The organism is Chryseobacterium sp. CT-SW4, assembly GCF_048572715.1.
Classification (GTDB): Bacteria; Bacteroidota; Bacteroidia; order Flavobacteriales; family Weeksellaceae; genus Chryseobacterium.
Genome location: NZ_CP183840.1, coordinates 734,003 through 753,511 on the forward strand (window position 1 = coordinate 734,003; position 19,509 = coordinate 753,511).

The following is a 19,509-nucleotide window of genomic DNA, read 5'->3' on the forward strand; positions in this document are numbered from 1 at the left end:
CCTCCTGTATTATACTGCAGGAGGTTTGTTATTTTGTTTATAAGTTTATTGTTTTATTGAATTGCAATAAAAAGTAATAGATATTTTTAACCCGGCAAGTATTGTTACCTTACGGAGTTGGATTTGCATCAAAAAAGGATAATTTACAAAGGAAAATATATTAACAGTGAATAGTATATTAATTCTTTTCAATATTTAATTAATAATTATTGAAAAATGCTAAATTGCGCCCTATAATAAAAGGCAAGTAATTAACCTTTAACACTAAAAAAAACAGATGAAAAAACTCTACACGAGTGCATTATTTCTATGCATTGGTGCTTCGTTGTATTCACAGGAAGTGGTTTGGCAGAAAGATATCAGGTCCAATACTCAGGATTTTCTAAGTCAGATTGTTACAACGGTAGACCAGCAATATTTAATTACAGGAAGTGTTATTCAAAGCAGTAAGCCGGAAGCTTCAGGCAGTAAGCAGAATAACGGTTACGATTTCCATTTAATCAAGCTTAATCAACAGGGAGAACAGAGCTGGGAAAAATATTTCTCGGGGAATAATCATGATTTTTTATCGGCTACCGTGTCTACCCAGGAGGGAGGTTTTCTGTTAGCCGGAACTTCTCATTCTTCAAAAGGCTTGGATAAGAAAGAAGAAAGCAAAGGCGGTTCTGATATCTGGCTTATCCGGCTCAATGAGCATGGTGATGAATTATGGCAGAAAACGTTAGGCAGCAGTTCGGATGAAGAGGCCAGAGCTGTAGTTCAGACTACGGACTTGGGGTTTGTAGTAGCCGGAAGTATTCAGAATTCTTCTAAAGGTTATGGTTCTAAAGATGTTTTGATTATCCGTTTGGATAAAGACGGAAAAGAGCTATCCCAACTTATTGTAGGAGGAAGAGGACTGGATGAAGTAGAGAAGATGATTCCAACCCGGGACGGAGGAGTTCTGTTAGGGGTATATTCAAGAAGTGAAGCTTTCATAGAAAATAAGGCTGTTTCAGGTACAGGTTCAGTAGCTCTCCGCCAGCAGCCAAAAGCCAGTAGCTATTACGGAGAAGGCGATTACTGGCTGGTGAAGCTAAGTAAAGAAGGAAAAGTAGAATGGGAGAAGAATTATGGAGGCAGTGGAGATGATCATCTGAGAACATTGGCTTTAACTTCTACAGGGTATATTGTAGGCGGAGAATCCCGATCAGAAAGATCAGGCAATAAGACAGTGGGTATAGAAGAAGGTACTGACTTATGGTTGATTTCTTTAAATGAGAAAGGAGAAGATGTATGGCAGAAGTCGTATAGTTTCAAGAACCGGGATGTACTGATGGGAATGAGCACTATCAACTCAGGAGAAGATAAAACAAAAGGTATTTTATTGGGTGGTTATACCCAGGCGGAAGGAAGACTTGAGACCGATGATGAAACGTTTTGGATGCTTTATTTGAATCAGGATGGTAATGAGCAGTGGAGAAAGCATGTGAAGGGAGAATCAAGGAAGAAGGAGGAGAGATTATCGGATATTAAGCTGAATAGAGATGGTTCAATAATACTGGCAGGAACAAGCGGAGAAGAATTAGGTAGAGAGAACTGGAAGATTGTGAAGCTGGGAGATAAGCAGATTGATCAGCTGATAGAGAAGCATGATATTAAGATTTATCCGAATCCTGTATCGGATTACGCTTATGTTGAAATCGGGTATGAGTTTAAGGAAGCTGAGATCCATCTTTATGATATGAGTGGAAGGCAGCTACAAAGCTTAAAGACAAAGAATAAGGTTACTAAGTTGAACGCTCAATCTTTGATTCAGGGAGCTTACCTGGTGGTGATTAAGACGGATACGAATAAAACTGCTAATGCTAAATTGATTAAGAAATGAAAAAGAATATACTTTTATTTATAACATTACTGTTGTTAATTCCTTATTTCTCTTCACAAGTAATGGGTCCACAGCCGACTTCAGTAAGTAACCCAATGGATAATATTAAAAAACTGTACCCAGCGGCACCTACTGTAAATAATTTAATGAAATTTGAAGAAGTTCCGGTAAGTAATTATACAGGAATTCCAGACATTAAAATCCCAATTACAAATATTAAGTCTAATAATTCAGGTATGGAAATCAGTATATCTTTAGCATATCACCCACTTAGTGCAAAGCCTGATGACAAATCTGGGGAGGTAGGATTAGGATGGAATTTGCTGGCTGGAGGTAGTATAACAAGAATGGTGAGAGGTGGTCCTGATCATGCCACCATACTTTCATATGCAGGAGCTCAACCAACTATAGGTATTTATTTTGATGAATATACTAATAATTTCACGGATAAAAATTATACACGAAAATATTTAGATGCATTATCAACAGGAACAGGGCTGGTTCCAGATAATTTGGAGTTTAAAAAACTATTTTATGAAGGAATGTTTCATAACAGATATGATACTGAATATGACTTGTATCAATATAATTTCATGGGATATACAGGAAGATTTATTATTAAAAAAGATATAAATAATAGTCTATTTGTAGAAAAGTTAGATAAAAATAATTTAGAAATAGAGATTGAAAGTCTTAATCCCAATAATAGCTTTGAAGCAATTGCTTTTACTATTAAAGATGATATGGGGAATAAATATTTATTTGATATATTAGAGGTTTCTACACGGTCTATTCTTTCCAATAAAGTAGGTTTTAAAGGATATATTAGCACCCATGAATCTACTTTTGGGAGTATAAATTCTGCTTTCCATTTAAGTAAGATCAGTAATGCATCTAATATAGAGCTGGTCAGGTTTAATTACTACCCTCCACAACAAGTTTTTTATACGGATTATTCACAAATTTATAGAGCTTTATTAGGAAATCCAATTGAACCCACACAAGTAAGATTTGACTCTGAAATTCCTGCCGCTGAAGAAACAAATGCTATTAATACTACTAGCTTAGTCCGAAACCTTCAAGATATTGAAATAATAAATAAAGGAAAAGTCAGTTTCACTTATGTACAGGGTAGAGAGGATACAAATTTTACAAATCCTCAACAGCTTCAGAAATTGGATAAGATTAGTGTTATAGATCAAACAGGAAAGGTTACTAATAGTTATCAGTTTAATTATAATTACTTTCAGTTTAAACTTTTAGGAAGAGAGATATACGATAAAAGATTATCATTAACTAAAGTGACAAAATATAATTCTAATTCTATAAAAGAGTTTGATTATATTTTTAATTATAATGAAAATACAAATAATTTTACATTAGGAAAAGATCATTGGGATTGGTTTAACTGTGTAAAACCAGAGGATAATTATTTATTAGCTAAGGACCCTTCAAAAGAATGTATCACAATTAATTTATTGAAAAATATAAAGATGCCCTCAGGAGGAGTTAGAGCTTTTAATTTTGAAAGTAATACTTATTCATATATTGGTTCTGAGCCAATAGATCCCTATGAGAGTCCTGAAAATTGGGAAAAAATAGATAAAGAAATCACATACGTTAAAACAGAAAATAATACAAGGAAACAATTCTTTACACTTACTAGTCCCCAATCTGTTCAGATAGTATGTTTAAATAATCAAATTGTGAATTATGCATGGAGTATTTCATTATTTAAGAAAGTAGGTGATGAATATCTTCCAGTAGGAAGCATTGGACCTTCGGTAGCTGCGGATCCCACTTTCTCGCAATATCATACAAGAGATTTCGAAGCTGGGGAGTATTATGCTGTTTTTAATGTAGATTTCATGGCTAATTTTAACTGGACCGTTAATATTATAGCAAATTATAAGGATAGAAAAGCTAACAATATTGTCCCTTACCTGTTGGGAGGTGGAGTAAGAATCAATAATATTAGCTATTATGATAGCTCTTTAGACTTCTCTCCTTCAAAAAAAACAAATTTCTCTTATACTGATATCGCAGGATCAGGCAAAAGTAGTGGTTCCTTAATATTTCCTAAACCTGTTCACAGCTATATATATGATTACACTAATACATTTGTATATAAATTTGGAATAGCAGGAGATATAAAAGAAGATTTTATTAATAAATTTAAAATATTTTCATCTGAAAATTTTTTGCCAGTTCAGAAAACAAAGGGCGCAGATGTTGGTTACCAGCATGTAATTGTTTCAGAAACAGGAAAAGGGGAAAATATCTTTACTTATACATCTCCAATAGATACTCCAAATCCAGAACAAATTTCAGATATGTTACCTCCCTTTATCCCTATTACAAATTATGACTATAAACGAGGCTTATTTATTGAAGAGCAAAGAAAGGATAATACTAATAATCTTTTATATAAGAAAAACAATCAGTATATTAATTCAGATTTACAAGTCCTTACTGGAATGAATTTGAGACATATAAATTCTCCATACACTGAATATTTATATGCAGGACATTTTAAAACATATGGAGTTTATCAGGTGGGTTGTGAGAACGGAGGAATTCCAAATGCATATTGTGGTGGTAATGGAATGGTTACTGCTAATCCCACTAAAGAAATTGTTGGAAGGGCTAATCTTGATTATTCAGAGTCTAAAGAATATTTTGGAATACAAGTTTTGAAAGAATCTCAAAATCTAACTTATAACTTGAGAGATTATCCTATCAAACAAATTTCCACTTTTGCGGATGGAGGAGTTGTAAAAACTAGTTATTCCTATGCTCACGAAAAGGGTAATCAGAAGCTGATAGACGCCAATATGGTAGGTATTCCCTTAGAGACAACTACGACTCAGACGATAGGAAGTTCTACAAAAACTTTATCCAGGACAGAAACAAGATACGATGATCCTTCTCATTTATTCCCAACTTCCGTTAAATCCTATGATTTACAGAACTCTGCTACTTCCTATACCGAAGTAACTTATGATCAGTATGATTCCAAAGGTAATTTACAACAGTACACGACTAAAGACGGAGTTCCGGTAGCTATAGTTTGGGGCTATAACCAGACCCAGCCTATTGCTAAGGTAGAAGGGGCTACCTATGCCCAGGTCTCCTCTTTAGCATCATCCATTATCACCGCTTCCAATACTGATGCTTCAGCAGCAGCCAATAATGATGAGACTACTCTCCTTACAGCATTAGATAATTTTAGACAATTGCCTGCATTGCTAAATGCCCAGGTGAGTACTTATACCTATGATCCATTAATAGGAGTAAGAAGTATCACCCCACCATCAGGAATAAGAGAATATTATATCTATGACGCTGCGAACAGACTGGAGAAAGTGGTAGATATCAACAATAATATCTTAAAAGAATATAAGTACAACTACAAACAATAAAAAACACGAACTATGAAAAAAATAATCCTTCCTATAAGCTTATTGTTTGTAGCCGGTTTAGCGAATGCCCAAATCACCTTAAATTCAGTTATTACCGAGCCTAATAAAGTAGTTATCGATCCTGTTAGTATTAACTTTCTATCCGGGTTTAATGCTAACTCTGCAAATATAGGCAGTTTTCATGCTTATATTACTTCCAGTACGGGTGGAGGAGGAAGCGGAGGTGGAACCACCAACCCTTCTACAGGATTAACCTCTACAGAGAACTATATCCAGGGCCGGACATATTTAGAGCCAGTCACCGTGAGCAGTACAACCGCCAAACAAATACAGACGGTACAATATTTTGACGGACTGGGCAGAGCCAAGCAGGTAGTTAATGTAAAATCATCCCCACTGGGAAGAGATGTAGTTACCCATATCGAATACGACCAGTTTGGTAGACAGGTAAAAGATTACCTTCCGGTTCCTCAATCCAGTACTCAAGGAGGAGCTATTTTTCCGACACCATTATCCAATGCTACCCAGACAGATATTTACGGAACCGAGAAAATCTATGGCGAGAAAATCTTAGAGAACTCACCTTTGGATAGGATTCAGCAGCAGATTCAGGTAGGAACGGACTGGAGTACTAAGCCTGTTAAGTTTGAATATGATGCCAATACCACAGCCGATGCTGTAAAGAAATATGCCATTACTACAACCTGGGGTAATGGAGCTACCTCTTATACTATTGGTACCACCACTACCACTTATGGAGCCAATCAGCTGTATAAGAATACAGTTATAGATGAAGATGGCAATAAGACCATAGAGTTTAAAAATGGGAAAGGACAGATAATCCTGGTAAGAAAAGTAGTAAGTTCTACAGAGAATGCAGATACGTATTATGTATATAATGAATATGATCAGTTGGCGTATGTTATTCCACCAAAAGCCAGTGCTGTTGCTAATGTGAATACCGTAACAGGCAGTTTATGTTATATTTACAAATATGATGGAAGAAACAGGCTTGTAGAAAAGAAGCTTCCTGGAAAGGGTTGGGAATTTATGATTTACAACAATGCTGATAAGCTGGTAATGAGTCAGGATACTAATCTGAAAGAATTAGGACAATGGTTATTGACTAAATATGATCAGTTTGGAAGGGTTGTTTATACAGGTATTACTAATAACACGGGAAGTAGAGCTACGAATCAGACCAATATTAATAACAATGCTAATCTCTATGAAACCAGAACCTCTGCTGTTTCCTTTACTTTGAATGGGATGCCTGTTTATTATACTAAAGTGGCAGGCCCTACAAATGTGACACAGATTTTAAGTGTTAACTATTATGACACCTATCCTACAGGCTCACCAGCCGTCACCAATGTATTTTCTCAGCCCCAGCTTACCGATACACCCACCAGTATCACCAGCAATGGAGTGGCCAGTATAAGATCTACCAAAGGACTACCTTTAGCTTCCTATGTTAAAAATATAGAAGATGATAGCTGGACGAAGAACTATACCTGGTATGATACATCGGGACGAGTCTTTGGAACAAGAAGTATTAATCACTTGGGAGGTTATACCATTGTCAATCATCAGCTTGATTTTTCAGGAGTAGCACTTCGTACCAGTACCTACCATAAAAGAATAGGAGGAGACTCAGAAAAGAGTATTCATGAATATTTTACCTATGACCACCAGAACAGACTTTTAACCCATACCCATAAGGTATTAACGAATCCCATTGAGTATTTAGCTCAGAATACCTATAACGAGCTTTCCCAGTTGAAGACTAAGAAAGTAGGAGGAACGAGTGCAGCATCACCCCTTCAGACCATTGATTATAAGTACAATATCCGAGGCTGGATGACCCAGATTAATGATCCTGCAACTTTAGGAACTGATTTATTTGGCTATAAGATCAAATACAATCAGGTAGAAGGATTAGAAAGTCCTAATGGAGATTTTACAAATTTAAAAGTAAACCCAAAATACAATGGAAATATAGCAGAAGTAGACTGGCGGACAGCCACAGCAGCAGGGGACAATTTGAGAAGATATGGGTATGTCTATGATGGATTAAATAGACTCTTAGCAGGCTTTTATCAGAAAGACACCAATCCATCCGCTAAAGAATACTTTGAAAAGCTGGATTATGACTTAAATGGGAATATCACCAATTTGAAGAGATCTGAAGGAGCACCGGCAGGAAGTAATACTGCTATGCTAATAGATAACCTGGATTATGTGTATGTAGGAAACCAGCTTCAGAGCGTTACCGATGTTTCTGGGCAGTATAGCGGTTATCCTGAAACCTCCGGAACACCCATTACCTATGATCTGAATGGAAATATGATTACCCAGAATGATAAAGGAATTTTGCAGATAGATTACAATTACCTGAACCTACCCAAATATATATTATTTAATAAGGCACTATCTACTCATACCGGACTTATCAGAGAGAATACTTCCTACCTTTATCGTGCAGATGGAGTTAAGCTAAGAAAGATCTATAACTATAAAGGAGTAGAGGGGAGTACAGCCTTACTTTCCCGAACTACGGAATATCTGGATGGCTTCCAGTATGATACTACTATAGGAAAGAATATGGTAGCTGTATTAGGGTTAAAGTTTGTTCCTACAGCCGAAGGTTACTACAATTTTGAAAATAATAAGTATATTTACAACTATACGGATCATTTAGGCAATGTGAGGTTAAGCTACTTTAATAATGGTAGCGGAGTAGAAGTTCTGGAAGAGAATAATTATTATCCTTTTGGAATGAAGCATGAAGGGTATAATGGGCTGGCGGGTAATACTAATTATCAATATAAGTATAACGGCAAAGAGTTACAAACTGAATCAGGGATGTATGATTACGGCGCAAGGTTTTATATGGCGGATATTGGAAGATGGGGAGTGGTGGATCCACTGGCGGAAAAACATTCTGGAATGACACCTTTCAGATATAGTTTTAACAATCCAATTAATGCAACTGATCCTACGGGGTTGTTGGAGGATTGGTATAATGATAATGAAGGTAATGTTTCTTGGCATGACAGTCAGGAGGATCAAATAAAAGGAAGCAATGGAGAAACTCTTAACCGTTTGGGAAAATCAGGATCTTATGTAAATGTAAACGGAGGGATTACTACACTTAATGAGGATGCAACTGTTACCGAAGGAGGAACCACATCAATGATGCTTCTACCTAGTCAAATGTCAAGTGCAGCAATGAATGACAGTTATGGTGGAGCCACTATGGGTCGTACTGGAAGTCCTAGGGCAACTTTTGCTAGTTTTGATACAAGTAAAACATATTATTCACCAAGGCTTCAAAGCCCTGCTTTATGGGATCCGACAGCTGCAGTATTTAATGCATATCTTGATTATCAGACAGGAAGAGCTGCATTAAGAGGACTTGGAAGCATCTTATTTTATGAGTCATCAATGGTCATAAATGAAGCAGCTATTGCAAAAGCTATGGAAAATGCAACTCTTTCGACTCAGCAAACATCAGTATCACTTCCTAAAGTAAAAAACTACTATAATCTTTTAAAACAAGGAAGCCAGCCTCCTCCCATAATAGTTAATGGAGAAGGAGTTATTATAGAGGGGAATCATAGATATATTTCTAGTAGATTATATAATAATTATCCTATAAAAATTCAAAAAACAGATATTTATTATGAAGATCCCGTTATTCCTTGGAATCAAGTATATGTAGATCCTAAATCTTGGTAAATTATTAAATGAAATGAATATATATTTAAATGAAAACTTTCATAGAATTGTTTTAGATAAAACAGAAATTAAGAATTCTCAATTTGATAATTGTGATTTTAGGGGGGGGAGATTTATAAGGTGTAACTTTAATGATACAGTATATAAATCATGTGCACTATCTACATGTGTTTTTAAATATTCTATTATCAATAACTCCAACTTTCATGACGTTATCTCAACAGGGATTTTATTTGAAAATACAATATTTATAAAAACAGAAATTATAGATGTTCATTCACCTGCATCAAAATTTATTAATTGTACGTTTATTAATTGTACTTTAAATAATTGCAATTTTTCCAAATCTATTTTTGAAAATTGTGTTTTTATAAATACAATGCTTAACTTCCCGTTATTGGATATAATTTTCACTAATTGTATTAACAATAATATATCAAATAATAATATTGCATTTTTTGAAGAATGGGACGGGAAAAATAATTTTCCTCCAATTAGTAATAGTTGAACCTGATGTAACGGATTTGTAATCCGTGAGCAACAATAAAGAACCCACTGCAATTGCGGTGGGTTTTGTTTTATAATGCAGCAATATTTTTATTAAAAGAAATCCTTAAATTTTTGTTTGGTAAGCATTGTCTCTACAATTTTAAAGACAGTTATTTTATCTTTCATCCAATTGCTGAATGAGCTGTAATTGTTCGATGGTATTTTTATCATCAAAAGTTACTTCATTAGGAATCTCGCTTTCAAAGTTACCAGATCATCGATGGTTATGTTAAAATACTTCGCAATCTTTGAAAGTTTACAGCAAATTAGAAATAGCAGAATAAATCTTTGGTTGAAACAATTACAACTTGAGAGAAGTTCAATACAAAGCAGGATTTAGATGTTTACGAAGTCTGGAGTATTAATAAAATATTTAATATTCGAATTTTAGGGAATCTACCTCAATGGGAAAAATAATCTTTTCATAATATTCCCCTAATTGTTAAGACGCAGCAGTTAATTCTCAAGATATTTATATGAAGGATTTGATTGAGAATGAGGCAGACCATTCAGCGAAAGGATATTCGGAAATAAAAGAACTTCTGAAGAAAAAAAGATGTCTATAAACTTAAAATTGTTTAATACTATCCAATTTTAGAAAAGTATTTTATACTACCTAATTTATGATATTGAAAAGTAAAAGCGTTGGTTTCCAATACTCTTATTTTTAAAATTTTTCAAAAACACTTGGCTGTTTTTGAAATTACAGATACCAAAATTACTATAATTTCTATTATTTTCAGATGGTTAAAATAAACTCAAATAAAAAATCCCTATTCTATATATAATCAATAGTTTAGGGATTCGTTATGAGGTACCTAGCGGATTCGAACCGCTGTAGATGGTGTTGCAGACCACTGCCTAGCCACTCGGCCAAAGTACCATTTTTGAGGTGTGCAAATATAAAAATTTTTCCTTTTCAAACAAAGTTTTCAAACAATTTCTTTTGTTCCGATGCTGTTTATATCGTCTTTTGCACGTAATTCCGCTTCATAATGTTTTTTTACAACAACTCGGGTCTCACTCCAGGCGTCGTGGAACCCGTTTTCCCCTAAAAAGGAAAGCTGATCAATAAACGGAAGACATCGTATGATATTCCTCAAAAAGTAATTTCCGGCTTTAGGTCTGGTTCCGTCAATCATAATGACTTGAGTCCCGGTAAGAAGTTTACCCAGGCTTCTGCCACCCGTAATGGTTTCCGTAGAAAACATAAGAAATGCATACGTAAGTAAAGTAACTAAGCGGTCCAGAAGAGGATTTACATTTTCCATCATATACGCTACTTCCTGAAAAGGAATACCGGAAACGAGGGAATATAAAAGCCCCAATATTCCAAACAGTACTGAAATAATAATGAAATTGAAAAAAAGATCAATGAAGTAGTTAATCAGCCTTAATACCTTTGAGGCTTTGTGACGATCAACAACCTGTAAATATTTTCTCATTTGTGTAGTTTAGTTTAATTGAAGTCCGTTTACTACAAGCTTTAAAGTAGCTTGAGTATCAATTACCGCTGTAATTCCTGAAGAATTTAAAAGAATTTGGGAAGGCTTCAGGGCAAAAACTTTTCCCTTCATTTTTAATCCTTTATAATATTCTTTATTGAAAGCTTCCTCAGTACTTTTTTTCGAGGTGTTTTCCAGCTCTTCAGTCGGGATGCCATATTCACTTTCAATCATTTTTACAATCTTTCCCTGAAACAGTAAAGCAGCGGTCTTCTGGAGAATATTGGAAGTTTTCAGCTTAAATTTAGTATTAGAAAGAACAATTTTTTTCTTGCTGTCATCATAAACAGGCACTCCTGATATCAGAGCGGTTCCTTTTACATAGCCATCGGTTTCCGCTTCAATAATGATTTTATGATCACGCTCATAAACATTAATGTCGGTGATTTTTACTTTGGTTTTTCCTTCCCTGAGTTCAAACTCTTTATTAAGGAACATTTTCTGGGCAATGCTGGTGGCCTCCGAAAAAGGAATATTTGCAGTGGTCTGAAGTAGGAACTGATCAGTAAGCTGGGGAATAGCACTGAAATCGGCAACGGAAGTAACAGGTAAAGTGCTTTCCGGTTTTTTTCCGGTGAAAGTTTCCGAATAGATGTTTATACCAATACTGGTATCAATCTGGTTGCCGTAAAACTTCAGGGGAGCCATATTGATGTTTACCGGTGTGATCTTCAGCCAGGTGTTATATTCCTCAGAAATTTGAAAAGGCTGGGAAAATGAATTCCATGCCATTACCACATAAGGCTGGAAATTCAGTTGGGAAGCCATTTGCTGATCAATGGTAGTGCAGAATTTCTGCTGTTGTTCCTTAAGGCTTTTCTCCACAACAGATGTTATGGGAATCTTAACCCTTCCGTAATCCAGAACGGGTTTTGTGACCCATTTGAAGCCCATAGGCTGGGTGGAAGTGGTAATGCTCCAGTTGTTTTTAACGCTTAGGGTAGAGTTAAAATACATGACCGTTTCAAAAGTGGTATTCTGATAAGTATAAACTCCTAATGTTCCGATCCCTTTTTCTGCCCAGATTTTTAAAGGAACCTCAATAAGTAAATTCTGGCTGGTTCCTCCTACCAGACGGATGGGGCGGGTTTTCCATACTTTAACCTTGAACTGGTCATTGTCATTGTCCGTATACGAATCATCCTGATAGATCAGATCCTTTACGGAAGCATTGATCATATTGCTTATTTCCGATAAGGGAATACTGACAGGCATGGTAATGCTTGATTTGATCTTCGGGAAATTATAAATACCTTGATCATTGGCAGCCGTCTGTCCGCTTACCCTGATCATCAGAAATAGTAAAATTAATTGAATAAGTCTCAACTTCATTGTTTAGAAAAATTAACTGATAAAGCTTTTTTCAAGTTCTATGCCGGCTCCTTTCATTTCCCCTCTCATAGGGGGAAACGTTTTGGTAATTCTTAATTTAATATAAGAGATCTGGGGGAAGCTCTGATGAATACTCGAAATAATCCGTCCCCCTACATGTTCCAGTAACTGGGATTTTATATGCATTTCTTCATGGATGATATCATTAATATCCGCATAGCTGATCGTATCATTCAGGTCATCGGATGCTGCAGCGGTCCACAGGTCGGCATGAACCTCAACGTTCAGGATATAATAGGTCCCTATGATATTCTCTTCGGGAAGTACTCCGTGATACGCATATATTTTAATATCATCCAAAAATATCTTTGAAGTCATTTTATGAGTTTTGATTAAACAAAAATCGTTTTAATTCTTCAAACTCAGGATTAATTTCCGTGGTTTTTTTATCTTTTTTCATTAAATCCTTTAAAGACTCAGGTATTTCTACGGAAGAACCCGTTGCTTTTTCCACTGCTTCCGGAAATTTTACAGGGTGGGCAGTTTCCAGAATGATTCCTTTTTTTTCCGGATGGTTTTCCAGATAACTTTCTAATGCATGATAAGCAACAGCCCCGTGAGGTTCCAGTAAATAATGATCTTCCTTAAAAACCTTTGAAATGGTAGCTAAGGTCTCCTCATCATTTACCGAATATCCCGAAAGCTGGTCTTTAAGTTCACGGAAATTTTCATGGAAAAGTTCTAAAATTCTGACGAAATTACTCGGGTTTCCTACATCCATTGCATTGGAAAGGGTAGGTACGGTTTTCTGAGGCTCCAGAACCTGTGTGGTAAGATAGCGGGGGATAACATCATTGGCATTACAGGCCGCAATGAAATGATCCACAGGCAATCCTCTGAAATAAGCTAAAATACCTGCGCAGATATTTCCGAAGTTCCCGCTTGGAACGCAGATAACAGGACTGTTATTCTCCGTCTTTTGCCATTGTTTTAAGGCTAAAAGATAATAGATCTGCTGGGGAAGCCATCTTGCTACGTTAATAGAATTGGCAGAAGTTAAAAATAATTCAGAATTGATTTCTTCATCCGAAAAAGCTTGCTTTACAAGGCTCTGGCAATCATCAAAACTTCCGTTGACTTCCAGGGCAGCAATATTTCCGCCTAATGCAGTCAGCTGTTTCTCCTGTACCGGGCTTACCCTGTTTTTAGGATAAAGGATCACTACATTAATCCCCGGAACATTATGAAAGCCATCGGCCACAGCTCCTCCTGTGTCACCGGAAGTAGCTACGAGGACAGTTACTTTTTTATGTTCATTTTTCAGAAAATAAGAAAGGCAGCGGCTCATAAACCTCGCTCCTACATCTTTAAAGGCCAGGGTAGGGCCATGGAATAATTCCAAAACGGAGATCCGCTCATTAATCTTTCTGAGTGGTATGTCAAACCGAATGGTTTCGGAAACGATTTTTCTTAATTCCAGCTCAGGAATGTCCGCAGACACAAAATCCTTCATGCACTGAAATGCAATCTCTTCATCTGAAAACTGGTTCAGATTCTGAATGAAATCTTCTGTAAAATGTGGAATGGATTCCGGGAAAAAAAGTCCTTTTTCTTTTCCCTGTCCTTTAATAGAGGCTTTCTTGAAGCTTACACATTCCTCAGCATCTTTTAAATTATAATAATTCATTGTCTTTATTTAATAACGGTTTTACTGTACTGTTTTTATTCCCTGAGGATTAATTTTGGACACATATACAAAGCTTTCAATCTTCAGAGTATCATAAACGGATTTCATCATATCCGCAATGTCACGGGCTGTTTCTTCCTGCTCACTCAGCATGAATATGGAAGGACCCGAGCCGGAAATCCCACCTCCTAAAGCACCGATTTCCATACTTTTTGTTTTTACCTCATCAAAGCCGGGAATAAGAATACTTCGGACAGGTTCTACGATCACATCATGAAGGCTTCTTCCAATTAATGCAAAATCATTTTTAAGGATTCCTGTTACGAGTCCTGCCACATTTCCCCATTGTTGTATAGCATCTTTAAGCTCTACATTCTTTTTTAAAATTTGTCGGGCATCGGAAGTTTTTACTTCCACCTGTGGGTGAACGGCCGTGACAAATAAATCCGGGGTGCTTAAAGGAATGATATCTACAGGATCTGAGGATTTCACTAAGGTAATACCTCCGTAAATGCAGGGAGCAATGTTATCTGCATGCCTTACCCCCGATGCCAGCTCTTCTCCATACATAGCAAAATGGACCACCTCTTCGCGGGACAGGATATTCCCCAATAATATATTCGCACCGAAAGCTGCTCCGGCCGCGCTTGCCGCACTGGAACCCAGTCCGCTTCCCGGCTTTATATTTTTATGGATGATCACTTCAAAACCGTTTTTTAACTGAAGTTCTTCCTGCATCTTTAGCAATACTACACCGGCTACATTTTCCAGTGCATTTTCCGGGAGCCCGTATGGGTCCGTATGTTTTATGATAATATCGGAATCTTCCCGTAATCTTATTTCCATTTCATCATAGGGCTCATGGATAGCCATGTCCAGGATATCAAATCCGCATACCATATTGGCTACGGTGGCCGGTACTTTTAATTTTATATTTTTCATATTTTTTATTTTTAAACAGAACGGACAATATCAGCAAATACTCCACTGGCCGTAACTTCCGCACCGGCCCCTGCACCTTTTACAACCAAAGGCTGCTCGGAATACCGGGAAGTTTTAAAAATTACAATATTGTCTTTTCCGTAAAGGTGGTACAAGTCACTTTCCGGCGCTATATGCTGTAAGCCTACTTTTGCTTTTCCATTATTGAACTCAGCCACATATTTTAAAATTTTTCCTTCTTTTTTAGCTTCATTAAGCAGATTTTTAAAATGTTCTTCGTATTTGCTGAGAGCCTGATAAAAATCCTCGACACTTCCCTGCATGCATTCTTCGGGGAGGAAGGCTGTATTTTCAATTTCTTCAAATTCCAAAGTATATCCTGCTTCACGGGCAAGGATTAAAATCTTACGGGCAACATCCGTTCCGGCAAGATCCAATCGTGGATCCGGTTCGGTATAACCTTCTTTCTGCGCCTGTGCTACCACCTCAGAAAAAGGTCTGCTACCGTCATAATTGTTAAATACAAAATTTAAAGTCCCGCTTAATACCGCCTGGATAGAATTGATCTTATCTCCGCTTCTGATCAGGTCGTTGATAGTTCCTATGATCGGTAAGCCGGCTCCCACATTGGTTTCAAAGAAAAATTTGCAATTATGGTCTTTAGCCAGGTTTTTCAGTTTTTTATAATGTTTAAAATCCGATGCCGCAGCTATTTTATTACAAGCTACAATATTAACACTTCTCTTTAAAAGACTCTCATAGATTTCCGGCACCTCAGCACTTGCTGTTACATCTATAAAAACCGAATTTCTGAGGTTACGTGAAATGATTTCTTCAGCAAAAGACTTCGGGGTGGAATCTTCACCCTGTGTAAGCAGTTCAGCATAATCAGCAGAGGAAAGCCCTTTATTTTCAAATACCATTTTTTTACTGTTGGAAAGTCCTGCAATACGGAGGTTGATCAATAGATTTTCTTTAAGATATTCATTCTGATCATAAATCTGCTGGATAAGTTTTGAACCCACATTTCCTGTACCGCACAGATAAAGGTGCACCTGCTTGACTTCCGATTCGAAGAACTCTTCATGGAGGACATTAATCACCTTTCTTATATCATTTTCAGATATTACAATGCTGATGTTTTTTTCAGAAGATCCCTGTGCAATAGCCCGGATATTAATACCGTTATTACCCAGGCAGCCAAACATTTTAGCACTTACGCCGCTTCTGCTTTTCATATTTTCCCCGACAAGGGCAACAATAGCAAGTCCTGTTTCTATTTTGGCAGGCTCTATTCTCTGAAGCTTTAAATCATCTTCAAAAGCTGTATTGATAGCCGACTGCGCATGGTAGATATCTTTTTCACCAATAGCGATCGTAATGGAATGTTCTGAGGAACTTTGAGTAATAAGAATAACATTGATCTTCTCATCGCTTAAACATTGAAACAGCTTTGCAGAAATACCGGGAATGCCAATCATTCCGCTGCCTTCCAGCGTAAGGAGAGCAATATGGTTCATATTGGAGATTCCCACTGCTATCTGTCCGCCGCTGTCGTTAGCTTCAAGATTCTGAGATACTAATGTTCCCCGGTCTTCGGGTTTAAATGTATTTTTTATCCATAGGTCAATATTTTTAACCATAACCGGTTGTACAGTAGGTGGATAAAGGACTTTAGCTCCGAAATGGGAAAGTTCCATAGCTTCCTGATAAGAAATTTCGGGAATTACTTTGGCACTGGTTACTAATCGGGGATCGGCTGTCATCATACCGCTTACATCAGTCCATATCTGAAGCTCTTCCGCATTAACTGCAGAAGCAATAATTGCAGCAGTATAATCGGAGCCGCCCCTTCCCAGAGTAGTTGCGTTTCCTTCCTCATCCTTTGCAATAAATCCGGGTGCTATTGTGATCTGCTGATGGTTCTCTCCAAAGTATTGATTTATATTTTTTTCTGTACTGGCAAGATCTACTTTAGCATAAGTGAAATTGCTGTCGGTTCTGATCAGATCCCTGGAATCCATCCATACGGCATTACAGCCTTCCGATTTTAGCCTTGCAGTGATAATGTTGGAAGATAAAAATTCTCCATAAGAAGTTATTTTATCCTTGATTCTGCCAGTAAATTCTCCTAATATAAAGATCCCGTTGCAGATATCTTCTATATCATTAAAATGCTTTTTAACGAAACTCAGCCATGAGCTTTGTTCCGAAATGGGAATGAGATCTTTTATAGCTTGTAAATGTTTTTCTTCAAGACTTTTGATAAGCCCCGCATAATCCTCATCTTTATGAGAGGCAGCTTCTGCAGCCTGTATTAATGTATCGGTAACGCCATGAAAGGCAGAAACTACTACGACTATCTGTTGGTGTAAAGATTCTTTTTTTACTATTTTTTCTACCTGCAGGATATTTTCTGCATTAGCGACGGATGATCCTCCGAATTTTAAAACTTTCATCAATGATTTTTTTGAAATGTTAATAAATTAATGATTGCTCTTTAAAAAAAGAGCACACAGTACGGATATGATATGTAAAAAACTACCCCGTTATGGGGTGATCGTAGTAGTAATTGTAGTTGAAATAAAAGAAACAGAAGAAGCTCCCGAAATGTAGAAATCCGGTTGGGAAAAATCTGATATGTTTCTTAAAAAGTTCATTGTAACTGAAACAAATGTACAAATTAATTTGAAACAGCAAAATATTTTTTGAAAAACTTAAAGAAACTTATAAAGAGGTTGCATGAAAAAAGCGGGTTTTAACCCGCTCTGTAATTGATATTTATTTTTTTATTTTATACTCTTGGAAAGATCGAGCATGGCTTCGATAGGTTTCAGTGCCTTTAGGCGAAGTTCTTCATCCATGGTGATCTCAGGAAGCTCATATTTCATGCATAAATAAAGCTTTTCAAGGCTGTTACGTTTCATATAGAAGCATTCCGAGCAGTTGCAGGTATCATCAAAGACCAATGCGGGGATCAGCTCTTTATGAGGAGCCCGCTTTTTCATTTCATGAAGAATACCCTCTTCAGTAGCAATAATGAATTTCTGACAGTCGTCTTTTTCTACATAATTCAGCAGGGCAGAAGTAGAGCCTATGAAATGAGCCAGCTTTAAAACAGCTTCTTCACTTTCCGGATGTGCAATTAATTTAGCATCAGGATTTTCAGCCAGCTGCTTAGCGATCCTTTCCATAGAAAACGCTTCATGTACTATGCAGCTTCCATCCCATAAGATCATATCACGACCTGTTTTTTGAGATAAGTATCTTCCTAAGTTTTTATCCGGAGCAAAAATAATAGGTTTGTCTGTCGGCAAAGCTTCGATAATTGTTTCGGCATTGGAGCTTGTAACAATGATATCACTCTCCGCTTTGGTTTCCGCATTACAGTTGATATAAGTGGCTACCAGCGCATTGGGATGCTGCTCACGCATTTTTCTTAATCCTTCTCCGCTGCATCCGTCTGCCAGTGAGCATCCTGCCATGGTGTCGGGAAGAACTACTTTTTTGGTAGGGTTAAGAATTTTAGCAGCTTCTGCCATAAAGTGAACCCCGCAAAAAGCGATCATGTCAGCGTCGGTTTCTTTAGCCTGTCTGGCCAGCTGTAAGGAATCTCCAAGAAAATCTGCAATATCCTGAATCTCTCCCGGCTGATAATAATGGGCAAGGATGACGGCATTTTTTTCTTTTTTCAGCTCTAATATAGCTTTTACCAATTCCTCTCCTTCAGGAATGATAATATCTTTTATATCTAGAAAACCTTTAACAGGAATAGCGGATTTAGCTTTCTCTAATGTTTCGGTACTCATATCCTCAGAATTTTTGTTTTTTACAGCAGAAATTTATTAATTGTTTTATTAACTGCCGATAAAATTTTTAATTAAATTTTCTATTTCTTTTTTAGCCTCATCCAGATCGGTATTGATCACAATCTTATCAAACTGATCAGCATAAGACATTTCTTCCTCCGCTTTTTCCACACGGGTCTTGATCGTTGCCGCATCATCAGTATTTCTCGCAATCAATCTTCGTTCCAATTCTTCGATAGACGGCGGTTCAATAAAAATTGAAAGCGCCTGCTCTCCAAAGTATTTTTTTAAGGAAATACCTCCCTTTACATCTACATCAAAGATAACGACTTTCCCCTGATTCCATATTTTTTCAACTTCGGATTTTAAGGTACCGTAATATTTATCCGTATAGACTTCTTCGTATTCTACGAAAGCATCTTCTGCGATCTTCTGTCTGAATTCTTCCGGAGTCAGGAAATGGTAATCTATGGCATGGATTTCACTTCCTCGCGGATGCCTTGTAGTACATGAAATAGAAAACTGAAGTTCTGAAAACCGATCCAATGCATACTTTACCAAAGTGGTTTTTCCGCTTCCCGATGGTGCTGAAAATATGATAACTTTATTCATCCTTCTGAGATAAGACTTTGAATTACAATTTATGACAAATCAT

The 19,509-nt window shown here is 36.8% G+C and carries 12 protein-coding genes and 1 tRNA gene; 4 read left to right on the plus strand and 9 right to left on the minus strand.

Annotated elements, in window-relative coordinates; translation table 11 throughout:
• The first annotated feature begins 277 nt into the window (after nucleotides 1-277).
• From ABJ974_RS03215 to ABJ974_RS03230, 4 genes are read left to right on the plus strand one after another with little or no spacing between them, the layout of a single operon-like run.
• Nucleotides 278-1,867, plus strand: a complete 1,590-nt coding sequence (locus ABJ974_RS03215) for a T9SS type A sorting domain-containing protein (protein WP_419869948.1) — start codon at nucleotides 278-280, stop codon at nucleotides 1,865-1,867.
• Nucleotides 1,864-5,289 (plus strand): RHS repeat domain-containing protein, encoded by a 3,426-nt coding sequence (locus ABJ974_RS03220; RefSeq protein WP_419869949.1) that lies wholly within the window; start codon nucleotides 1,864-1,866, stop codon nucleotides 5,287-5,289. The genes ABJ974_RS03215 and ABJ974_RS03220 overlap by 4 nt, the downstream gene beginning before the upstream one ends.
• A 12-nt stretch (nucleotides 5,290-5,301) precedes the next feature.
• Entirely contained in the window at nucleotides 5,302-9,030 is a 3,729-nt protein-coding gene (locus tag ABJ974_RS03225) for a DUF6443 domain-containing protein (RefSeq protein ID WP_419869950.1), read from the plus strand.
• Nucleotides 9,031-9,043: 13 nt separating this feature from the next.
• Nucleotides 9,044-9,538 (plus strand): pentapeptide repeat-containing protein, encoded by a 495-nt coding sequence (locus tag ABJ974_RS03230; protein ID WP_419869951.1) that lies wholly within the window; start codon nucleotides 9,044-9,046, stop codon nucleotides 9,536-9,538.
• Between the two features lie 853 nt (nucleotides 9,539-10,391).
• Here ABJ974_RS03230 and ABJ974_RS03235 read toward each other — a convergent pair.
• The 9 genes from ABJ974_RS03235 to gmk all read right to left on the minus strand — a co-directional run bounded on the left by ABJ974_RS03235 (nucleotide 10,392) and on the right by gmk (nucleotide 19,466).
• A tRNA-Cys gene (locus ABJ974_RS03235) sits at nucleotides 10,392-10,462 on the minus strand.
• A gap of 49 nt (nucleotides 10,463-10,511) precedes the next feature.
• Nucleotides 10,512-11,024, minus strand: a complete 513-nt coding sequence (locus ABJ974_RS03240; protein ID WP_419869952.1) for an RDD family protein — start codon at nucleotides 11,022-11,024, stop codon at nucleotides 10,512-10,514.
• Nucleotides 11,025-11,033: 9 nt separating this feature from the next.
• On the minus strand, nucleotides 11,034-12,416 hold the full coding sequence (locus ABJ974_RS03245) for a DUF4403 family protein (RefSeq protein WP_419869953.1): 1,383 nt from the start codon (nucleotides 12,414-12,416) through the stop codon (nucleotides 11,034-11,036).
• Between the two features lie 12 nt (nucleotides 12,417-12,428).
• Nucleotides 12,429-12,794, minus strand: coding sequence for a dihydroneopterin aldolase (folB, locus tag ABJ974_RS03250; protein WP_419869954.1), 366 nt, complete (start codon nucleotides 12,792-12,794; stop codon nucleotides 12,429-12,431).
• Nucleotide 12,795: 1 nt separating this feature from the next.
• The gene (thrC, locus tag ABJ974_RS03255) at nucleotides 12,796-14,103 is read right to left on the minus strand and encodes a threonine synthase (protein WP_419869955.1); all 1,308 of its coding nucleotides are present in this window, start codon (nucleotides 14,101-14,103) and stop codon (nucleotides 12,796-12,798) included.
• A gap of 21 nt (nucleotides 14,104-14,124) precedes the next feature.
• Nucleotides 14,125-15,045: a homoserine kinase gene (locus ABJ974_RS03260; RefSeq protein ID WP_419869956.1), complete on the minus strand. Its 921-nt coding sequence runs from the start codon at nucleotides 15,043-15,045 to the stop codon at nucleotides 14,125-14,127.
• Between the two features lie 11 nt (nucleotides 15,046-15,056).
• Entirely contained in the window at nucleotides 15,057-17,504 is a 2,448-nt protein-coding gene (thrA, locus tag ABJ974_RS03265; protein WP_419869957.1) for a bifunctional aspartate kinase/homoserine dehydrogenase I, read from the minus strand.
• Nucleotides 17,505-17,834: 330 nt separating this feature from the next.
• Nucleotides 17,835-18,854, minus strand: coding sequence for a quinolinate synthase NadA (gene nadA / locus ABJ974_RS03270; RefSeq protein ID WP_419869958.1), 1,020 nt, complete (start codon nucleotides 18,852-18,854; stop codon nucleotides 17,835-17,837).
• Between the two features lie 48 nt (nucleotides 18,855-18,902).
• Nucleotides 18,903-19,466, minus strand: a complete 564-nt coding sequence (gene gmk / locus ABJ974_RS03275; RefSeq protein ID WP_419869959.1) for a guanylate kinase — start codon at nucleotides 19,464-19,466, stop codon at nucleotides 18,903-18,905.
• Between the last annotated feature and the right edge of the window lie 43 nt (nucleotides 19,467-19,509).

What these genes read in the sequence shown, in the direction of transcription:
- ABJ974_RS03245 (WP_419869953.1), bottom strand. Translation starts at nt 12,416, where the DNA reads ATGAAGTTGAGACTTATTCAATTAATTTTACTATTTCTGATGATCAGG.
- ABJ974_RS03240 (WP_419869952.1), bottom strand. Translation starts at nt 11,024, where the DNA reads ATGAGAAAATATTTACAGGTTGTTGATCGTCACAAAGCCTCAAAGGTA.
- folB (WP_419869954.1), bottom strand. Translation starts at nt 12,794, where the DNA reads ATGACTTCAAAGATATTTTTGGATGATATTAAAATATATGCGTATCAC.
- ABJ974_RS03260 (WP_419869956.1), bottom strand. Translation starts at nt 15,045, where the DNA reads ATGAAAAATATAAAATTAAAAGTACCGGCCACCGTAGCCAATATGGTA.
- ABJ974_RS03215 (WP_419869948.1), top strand. Translation starts at nt 278, where the DNA reads ATGAAAAAACTCTACACGAGTGCATTATTTCTATGCATTGGTGCTTCG.
- nadA (WP_419869958.1), bottom strand. Translation starts at nt 18,854, where the DNA reads ATGAGTACCGAAACATTAGAGAAAGCTAAATCCGCTATTCCTGTTAAA.
- thrA (WP_419869957.1), bottom strand. Translation starts at nt 17,504, where the DNA reads ATGAAAGTTTTAAAATTCGGAGGATCATCCGTCGCTAATGCAGAAAAT.
- ABJ974_RS03220 (WP_419869949.1), top strand. Translation starts at nt 1,864, where the DNA reads ATGAAAAAGAATATACTTTTATTTATAACATTACTGTTGTTAATTCCT.
- ABJ974_RS03225 (WP_419869950.1), top strand. Translation starts at nt 5,302, where the DNA reads ATGAAAAAAATAATCCTTCCTATAAGCTTATTGTTTGTAGCCGGTTTA.
- thrC (WP_419869955.1), bottom strand. Translation starts at nt 14,103, where the DNA reads ATGAATTATTATAATTTAAAAGATGCTGAGGAATGTGTAAGCTTCAAG.
- gmk (WP_419869959.1), bottom strand. Translation starts at nt 19,466, where the DNA reads ATGAATAAAGTTATCATATTTTCAGCACCATCGGGAAGCGGAAAAACC.
- ABJ974_RS03230 (WP_419869951.1), top strand. Translation starts at nt 9,044, where the DNA reads ATGAATATATATTTAAATGAAAACTTTCATAGAATTGTTTTAGATAAA.